General features: G+C 42.3%; 5 protein-coding genes and 1 pseudogene. All 6 read left to right on the top strand.

All coding sequences use genetic code 11. From position 1 onward, the window contains the following. Positions 1-162 precede the first annotated feature (162 nt). Positions 163-1029: pseudogene (gene glyQ, locus V7L29_RS14525) on the top strand (glycine--tRNA ligase subunit alpha); the annotation flags it as partial. A 1247-nt stretch (positions 1030-2276) separates the two neighbouring features. Next, positions 2277-4631, top strand: coding sequence for a ComEC/Rec2 family competence protein (locus V7L29_RS14520; RefSeq protein ID WP_334692973.1), 2355 nt, complete (start codon positions 2277-2279; stop codon positions 4629-4631). 157 nt (positions 4632-4788) lie between these two features. Next, complete coding sequence (locus V7L29_RS14515) at positions 4789-6459, top strand: alpha-amylase family glycosyl hydrolase (RefSeq protein WP_334735923.1); 1671 nt, start codon at positions 4789-4791, stop codon at positions 6457-6459. A 427-nt stretch (positions 6460-6886) separates the two neighbouring features. Further along, a complete protein-coding gene (gene rpsO / locus V7L29_RS14510; protein WP_041565894.1) occupies positions 6887-7156 on the top strand; it encodes a 30S ribosomal protein S15 in 270 nt (89 codons plus the stop codon). 12 nt (positions 7157-7168) lie between these two features. After that, the gene (locus V7L29_RS14505) at positions 7169-7639 is read left to right on the top strand and encodes a PAM68 family protein (RefSeq protein WP_334692971.1); all 471 of its coding nucleotides are present in this window, start codon (positions 7169-7171) and stop codon (positions 7637-7639) included. Positions 7640-7975: 336 nt separating this feature from the next. Continuing rightward, on the top strand, positions 7976-9034 hold the full coding sequence (gene aroF / locus V7L29_RS14500) for a 3-deoxy-7-phosphoheptulonate synthase (protein ID WP_334735922.1): 1059 nt from the start codon (positions 7976-7978) through the stop codon (positions 9032-9034). Positions 9035-9138: the final 104 nt, after the last annotated feature.

The following is a 9138-nucleotide window of genomic DNA, read 5'->3' as shown; positions in this document are numbered from 1 at the left end:
TCCGCTTCCGGCACTTATTCAATATAGCGAACCTACCTTTTGCTGTCAACTATTTTTCCCAAAAATATTTGGAACACTTTCGAGTCCCCCTGAAACTGCCCACAGTGCCGGGTTGTAGGCCACAATTGTTTATGCACTGTGCTGAGTAAGGAAGGGTGAAGCGTGAATTTTCAGTCGGTAATAGCTTTATTGCATCAGTTTTGGGGCGATCGCGGTTGCTTGATTGCCCAGCCATACGACATTGAGAAGGGAGCAGGTACTAAGAATCCCCAGACATTTTTAAGAGCATTGGGGCCAGAACCGTGGGCTGTCGCCTACGTTGAACCATGCCGTCGTCCAACGGATGGGCGGTACGGCGAAAACCCCAACCGCTTCCAACAGTATTATCAGTACCAAGTTCTGATTAAGCCGTCGCCAGATAATATCCAGGAGATTTATCTTGATTCATTAAGGGTTTTAGGTATTCGTCCTGAAGACCACGATATTCGGTTTGTAGAGGATAATTGGGAAGATGCGACGGTGGGAGCTTGGGGCACTGGGTGGGAAGTATGGTTAGATGGGATGGAAATTACTCAATTTACCTACTTCCAACAGTGTGGGGGAATAGATTGCCGTCCTGTGTCGATTGAGATTACATACGGGTTAGAGCGATTGGTGATGTACCTCCAGGAAGTAGAGGCAATTACTAAGATTCATTGGACAGACAACATTACTTATGGTGATATTTACCTCCAGGGAGAGATTGAGCAGTGTATCTACAACTTTGAAGCGTCAAATCCTGAGATGCTGCTAACACTATTTAATTTATATGAGCAGGAAGCTACCCAATTGACGGAGCGAGGATTGGTCTTGCCAAGCTTAGATTATGTAATGAAGTGTTCGCACACGTTCAATCTGCTGGATGCTAGAGGTGTGATTTCGGTGACGGAGAGAACTCGCTATATTGCCAGGATTCGGCATTTGGCTAGGAAGGTAGCTCATTTATATGTTGAGCAAAGGGAGAAGTTGGGTTTTCCGTTGCTCAAAGATTTAAAACCAATCATACAGCCACCTTTTTTACAGCCAGTTGTGCAGCAACTTGTTTCACAGTCAGTCTTACCACAACCTATTTCAGAGTCTACAGTTAAATCTCGTTACCAATATATTATTGATTGGCTGTTTTTGATTCCAATTGCCTCTTATGTTCTTTGGATAATACTTTCATTGTTTTGATAGAAGATTTTATGTGTCAAAGGATGTAGAGCATCCAGATACTCGTTACCTGGCTCAGTGAGAGGATGTTTAGAAAGTCGAATTTATTACTTGCCTGGGCAAGTATAAGTTGCGGTTCTAGGAGACTTTACCTGCCCTCATAGGTTAGCAAACCCTTAATTTTGCATTCTTTAAGCTAGGTATATCTTTATAATGTGGCTGTTGCTAAAGGTCAGAAATACCGTTCAATCTTAAGTCTAGAACATTAAAGCTACAAGGATAAGGCCCGCCTGTGCGGGCTTTGTTTGTATAAACTTGATGGACTATAGTTCAATACGCTTGGGTTAAGGCTAAAACTCTTTGTCAAAGTCAATTTTTTTAACGTAGATGCAAAGCGGCTTGCCGCAGCAAAAAGTGTATCGCCTCGTTTCCCGCCGTTGGCGTAGCCCGCCGTAGGCATCTGTTAGCGCAGCGTAAAGCCTACGGCATAGCTTCTCTTCGAGACGCTGCGCTATCGGATCAGAACTTTGTAAGAGAGGAGCGTCACTTTTTAAGACAGGCTACCGCAAAGGACGCAAAGGAGAGGCAGCGGGGGGACAGGGGGTTTCCCCCATGAGCGACTGCCGTCGCAAAGAGAAGGAAGAAATGCTTAACTCAATTGTATTGGACTATATTTCCCCACAAGCATAAAATTTTTTGGCGTTGCTGATTAAACAGATGAAAAGCTCATGCAGAGCCACTCCCGGCGCAGATAATAAGAGTTTGGAATATTTGATTTTTGAATTTCATAGCCAAATTCAGCAACGCCGATTTTTCTCTATTGCTGCCCTAGTACAGCACGGCATAAATCCAGTTAAGCTGTTCCACATTTAAATTGCATATACTGGGTGGGCAAGATGCCCATCCCACAAGAGTTATGTTTAATTCGGTTATGCAAATTAGATGTTTTTTAGCTTACCATCTCAATTAACCTAACAAGGGGATTTTACCCCTTGTTAAAGGTAGGCAAACTTCCACCACAGTGTACTAGCTATTTTTAAGTCAGATGCAAATTCAGATTCTCAGGTGCTTTTACAAAAAATCTTATGATTCAAACCAGTGGTGTAATTATTTGTCTTGGCTACATTTTTGGGTTGCTGTTTACAGCAGTTCCTTGGGGTGGTGTGTGGATTTTGGTTCTGGGGATAGTGGGAGCAATTCTTTTTAGAAGACGCATTAGTTCACGGCAATTTGCTCAGAAACCAGAAAATGCTGGAAGCAAAAATAAGGCAGTGCTTAACACTTGGCAAACTACTCCTCATCCTCGAATATGGTTAGCTGCTGGTTTAGTGGGATTGTTGGCAACTCTATATTTTCAATGGCGAGTGCCGCAACCAGGTGCAAAAGATATTAGTCAGTTCGTCCCGCTTGGAAATAGCAGTAATCAAGAACAACTTGTGATTGTTCGTGGCGAAGTGGCAAGTAATCCCCGCTTGACTCGCAGTCAGCGAGGACAATTTTGGCTGGAAGCGACTCAGCTAGATGAGGTTAAAAATGAAAAAGGTTCAACAGGTCTCCCAAAAGGGGTGACAGGCAAATTGTATGTGACAGTGCCTATCCTTCAAGCTACTGGATTATACCCTAGTCAACAAATTGCTGTGACTGGGATTTTGTACAAACCAAAGGCGGCTTCTAATCCTGGTGGTTTTGATTTTCAGAAGTTTCTCAAGCAAGAAGGAACGTTTGCTGGTTTGATTGGGCGACAAATAAATGTTTTGGATCAGGAACGTAAATGGGGATGGTGGCAAATTCGGGAGCGAATTGTGCGATCGCAAGTTCGTTGGTTGGGTATACCAGAAGGTCCTCTTGTCAGTGCAATGGTTTTAGGCAGCAAAGCAGTTGATTTACCCTACGATATCCGCGACTTATTTGTACAAGCAGGATTAGCTCATGCTTTAGCTGCTTCCGGGTTCCAAACTTCCTTGATTTTGAGTGTGATCTTACAGTTAACGAGGCGGGCAAAAAAAGGAACGCAATTTACCCTTGGCTTTTTGGCTTTAATCATTTTTCTGAGTTTAACAGGTTTTCAACCTGCGGTACTCAGAGCCGTAATTATGGGTTTTGCGGCATTAGTTGGCCTGCTATTAAAAAGGAAGGTAAAACAGTTGGGGTCGCTATTATTAGCAGCAACTCTGTTATTAGTGTTTAATCCTCTATGGATTTGGGATTTAGGCTTTCAACTGAGTTTTTTAGCAACACTAGGATTAGTCGTAACAGTACCCGCATTAGTCAACCGCCTGGCATGGTTACCACCTGCGATCGCCGCTTTGATTGCCGTTCCTTTAGCTGCCACTATTTGGACTTTACCTGTGCAACTTTTTGTATTTGGGGTTGTACCATCTTATAGTTTGTTACTAAATGTGGTTAGTACTCCATTAATTTCGATCATTAGTATAGGTGGAATCATCAGTGCTTTGGTAAGTTTAATTTGGACTGAAGCAGGAAGCTTCCTGGCTGGGGTGTTGCATTACCCTACTGATTGGCTAATTAAACTAGTGGAATTTTTTAGCAAGTTGCCAGGAAATTCTGTTGCTGTAGGCAGCATATCTACTTGGCAGCTTCTGGCGATTTATCTACTGATTATACTGGTTTGGCTAGTGCCTTGGTGGCAGCGGCGGTGGTGGTTTGCTAATGTGATGGCGATTGGTTTAGTATTCATCCCCTTTTGGCATTCTACAAATACATTGTTTAGGATAACGGTATTGGAATCTGGTACAGAACCAATTGTAGTTGTTCAAGATAGAGGTACAGTAACTGTAATTAATAGTGGCGATGAAGGTACAGGACGTTTCACAATCCTACCGTTTTTGCAACAGCAGGGTGTAAATCAAATCAATTGGGCGATCGCTACTGATTTCCAAGGCAATGAAAGTAATGCTTGGTTGGAATTACTACAACGTTTACCGATCAAAAATTTTTATGAATATTCCCCCAAGCCAGAAGATTCTATTGCAACTCAGGCAATTCAACAAGAATTACAAAAGTATCAGGGATTTTACCAACCGCTGGCAGTCGGTCAAGCAGTGAAAGCGGGTTCAATAGTGGCACAATTAATCAACGATCAATTACCCATCTTACAATTGCAAATTTTAGATCAGAATTGGTTATTAGTAGGTAATATCAAGTTGAAAGAGGTACAGCAACTAGTTAAAAGTGGGAGTTTGCCTCGTCCACAAGTGCTGTGGTGTGCCCCTCAGTCATTAAAAGATTTAGTTATTGCTCTGCAACCACAAGTAGCGATCGCTTCTTCTGCCAACTTTGATCCAAAAGCCTTATCTGAACTAAATCAAAGCCAAACAAAACTATTTTTTACAGGACTAAATGGGGCTATTCAATGGACGCCTAATGGTCAGTTTGAGGCGTTTATTGAAGCTACAGAAAATAAGTCTTCTATATTATAGAAAACTTACAATCAAGAAAATTTAAAAGCCTGATATTTTTGGGAGCAAGACTAACTAAAGATAGATGTATAGTCATTCGCAAGAAAGTAACCTATCGAAAGGTTTCAAGAACGTCGATTTCCGCAGATGCTAACCGTACGCTAATTAAAAAATGAAAATGGGTAGTTTAATTGAATTTACATTGTTTGCTCCTCGTAACAAAGGAGCAGCTTTAATTGGCTCTTTTTCTGAGTGGAAAGAAATCCCAATGAAAAAAAGTGAAGATGGTTATTTCCACGCTCAAGTAAAATTGGAAGACGGCATTTATCAATATAAATTTCGTATTCAAAGCCAAAGCCCAAATTTTGCACTTGATGAATGGGTAGATGTTCTTGATCCTCAGGGAACAGATGTTAATGAAATAGAAAAATCCAGCATGGTGCAGATTAAAGATGGACAACGCATTATTGATACTTATGTTTGGCAACATGATGAAAAACCGTTGCCTGACAATCAGGAATTAGTCATATATGAAATGCACGTTGCAGATTTTACTGGTAATGAGGTTGGCCTTGACAAACAAGGCAAATATTTAGGGATAATTGCTAAGTTAGATTATCTGGTTGAATTGGGAGTTAATGCAATTGAATTAATGCCAGTTAATGAGTATCCCGGTAACTATAGCTGGGGCTATAAAGTCCGCCACTTCTTTGCTACAGAATCTAGTTACGGTTCAACAGAAGATTTAAAACGATTAATAGATGAGTGTCATGCTAGAGGCATTCGCGTTTTTATGGATGGAATTTATAACCATACCGATGAAGAATGTCCGTTAATGCTGATTGACCGGAATTATTGGTATTACGAACACATGCATTATCCTGAAGACCCAGATAATTACTGGGGACCAGAGTTGAACTATGATAATTATGATAAAAAATTAGATGTTAAACCTGCATGGAAATATGTTGGGGATGTGGTGCAATTTTTCATTCAGGAGTATCACATTGATGGAATTCGTTTTGATGCGGTGCGCCAATTGGCTAACTTTGAATTTCTCGACTGGCTGGCGCAGCAAGGGAAAAACCATGCTGCACCCAAGCAGTTTTACAATATTGCTGAACATATTCCTGATACAAAAACTGTAGTAAAGCCAGATGGGCCATTAGATGCTTGTTGGCATGAGAGTTTTCGGTACTTTATAGTTCCATATATTTGTGGAGAAGCATTTGAATTAGAACAACTAAAGCAAATTTTAGATCCTAAAAAGCAGGGTTATGCGATCGCTACCAATGTGATAAATTATTTGGCAACCCACGATCGCGAACGTCTATTGCGAGAATTAGGCGATCGCGGTATCTTTGACGCAGATGCATTTAAGCGAGCGAAGTTAGCAGCCGTTCTCTTAATGACAGCGATGGGTATACCAATGCTGTGGATGGGAGAAGAGTTTGGTGAATACCAGCAAAAAAGTGAAGATGTGACTAAGCCACAGAAGATTAATTGGTCTTTGTTGTCAAACGACCAGAATCGTGATTTATTTGAGTATTATCAAAAACTCATTGCTCTACGCAAGCAGAATCTAGCTTTGCAAAGTGACAATATCGAGTTTTTCTATGAAAATGCTGACGATAAAGTGCTGGCTTACACCCGTTGGCATAAGCAGAATTCTCATGTTGTTGTCGTGGCTAATTTTTCTGACGAGAATTTAACTAGATATCAAATTCCAGACTTCCCAACTGCTGAGTATTGGCAAGATTGGTTCCTCAAACGTGAAGTTGAAGTTGGTAAAGATGGTTTAATCACTGATTTGCCAAGCTATACAGCCAAGATATTTGTTTTGCAATAGTAGTGTGTGAATAGATTTATTGATAGGTAGGAATTGTTCGTAGTTTTGGATTTTCCACTCTAGTCCAAACTACAAACCTATAATTATTTTTCTTTTCCCAAAATGACAGAAGAGGGGTTAATTGCAAATAGTGCGTTCGCCCTACAGGCCTTTGGGCATTGCTATATGTTTATTTACGCCGTGCTGTACTAGTAATCTTCCTGCTCGGTGTTCGTTAAAAAGTAGGCGATCGCGAATTGTGCACAGGTGTTCGGGATCTTCCTTGGCAAACCTGTGTTGAATAATCCACTGGAGTCTGGCTCCTGACTTACTTAGTCTTCTAGAGTGCAAGGCGTAGCAGCAAAGATGATTCCACATCCAGCTTCAGGGCTGTGATATTATGGGAGACTGCTGCATACATTTAGAAAAACTAGAAACTGAATCGATCATGGCCCTGACGCAACTGCGGAAACAAGAAATAATTTCCAACTACCAAGTTCATGAAACCGACACTGGGTCGGCCGATGTCCAAGTTGCCATGTTAACTGAGCGCATTAACCGCCTCAGCGAACATCTCCAGGCAAATAAAAAAGACCATTCTTCCCGGCGGGGACTGTTGAAGCTAATTGGTCAGCGTAAGCGTCTTTTAGCTTATATATCGCAGGAAAGCCGGGAAAAGTATCAAGCTTTGATTGCTCGCCTCGGTATTCGTGGATAGGGACTACTGCTTATGTCTGCTGAAGAATCTGAACGCAGTCGCTTGCCCTTTGAACCAAACAAAAAGCGTCAAAAACCCGCAAAAACTCAAAGTAAACCGATAGCACAGCCACAAGAATCTGGCAAACAGGCTGATAGAAAGACACCTTACACCAAAGAAGAAATGGCTATTCCCCAAGTAGTCAGCCAGCGGATGATCCGACGCGTAGCTGGGTTCTGTGGTGTACCAACAGCTTTGGGCATTACCACTCTGGTTGTCAGCTATCTGCTTGCTATCTACTCCGACATCAAACTACCTCCCATCGCCGTGTTATTGGTGAACATGGGATTATTTGGTTTAGGGGTCTTAGGGATAACTTATGGCGTTCTCTCTGCCTCTTGGGATGAAGAAGAAGTCGGAAGTTTGCTGGGTTTGGGTGAGTTCAAGACCAATTGGGGACGAATGGTGGCAGGTTGGCGCGAAACTCGGCAAAAAAACTCATAATGATCGGCGCTCAGGTATTACGTAACTGCGGTATTGGGTAAATGAAGAAGTTAGGCACTCCGTTGGGCGGGTTTCCCGACTTGAAGGAAGTGCTGAACCCGTGAATGTTGAAGTTGAAATTTTATAACTTCAACATTGCTAATTAAAGTTGTATAATCTTTTTTCTACCCCATGTCCAGTTATTTAGTAGTAAAACTACTGACTGAGCGCTATCTATCTATCTATATTTATATTGTAAATAAATTCCATTTTTAACTATTCGTAATTAGGTCAATAGGCAACAATAAACTTAGTCCATTAACAGAAAATTTTACTCAATTAATCAGGAACTTTCACATGATTATAGTAATGAAAAGTGGTTCCCCAGAGGCGGAAATAAAGCGCATTGATAAGGAACTAACTAACTGGGGGCTAACTCCAGAAAAAATTGTTGGTCAACACAAAGTAGTTATTGGTTTAGTAGGTGAAACCGCCAGCTTAGATCCACTACAAATTCAGGAACTTAGCCCTTGGATTGAACAGGTGTTGCGGGTAGAGCAGCCTTACAAACGAGCCAGCCGTCAATACCGCCACGGTGAAGCTTCGGAAGTGGTGGTTAATACTCCCAATGGAGCGGTGGTATTTAGTGAACACCACCCTTTAGTAGTCGTTGCCGGCCCCTGCTCCGTAGAAAATGAAGAAATGATTGTGGAGACGGCGCGGCGCGTCAAGACGGCTGGAGCCACATTTTTGCGAGGAGGGGCATACAAACCCCGGACTTCACCTTATGCCTTCCAAGGACACGGCGAGAGTGCTTTAGATTTGTTGGCAAAGGCGCGGGAAGTCAGTGGACTAGGTATTATTACAGAAGTGATGGATGCCACTGACCTGGATAAAATTGCCGAAATTGCTGACGTGATCCAGGTGGGGGCAAGGAATATGCAGAATTTCTCCTTGCTCAAAAAAGTAGGGGCACAGGCGAAACCAGTTCTCTTGAAGCGGGGAATGGCAGCTACTATTGAAGATTGGTTAATGGCAGCGGAGTATATTTTGGCATCTGGTAATCCCAATGTAATTTTGTGTGAAAGGGGAATACGCACCTTTGACCGCCAGTATACGCGAAATACGCTGGATTTATCAGTAGTACCAGTGTTGCGAAAGCTGACTCACCTGCCAATCATGATTGACCCCAGCCACGGCGTAGGCTGGTCTGAGTTTGTGCCTTCAATGGCAATGGCTGCGATCGCAGCTGGCACAGATTCCCTGATGATAGAGGTTCACCCCAACCCTGCCAAAGCCTTATCCGACGGGCCCCAATCTCTGACACCAGACCGTTTCGATAACTTGATGCAAGAATTAGCAGTGATTGGTAAAGCGGTGGGACGCTGGCAGCAACCAGCCGTGGCTCTAGCTTAAAATTCAGTTACAACTTCTTGCTAGGCATAAATAAATTAAAGTTTTTAGTAAAGACTTTAGTCTTGATAAATCTGAAGAAGCAATAAATCGCTGACTACAAACTA

It is taken from the genome of Nostoc sp. (genome assembly GCF_036916575.1).
GTDB lineage: Bacteria > Cyanobacteriota > Cyanobacteriia > Cyanobacteriales > Nostocaceae > Nostoc.
The sequence above is the reverse complement of the archived record's forward strand: the minus strand, read 5'-3'. Positions and strand labels throughout refer to the sequence as shown.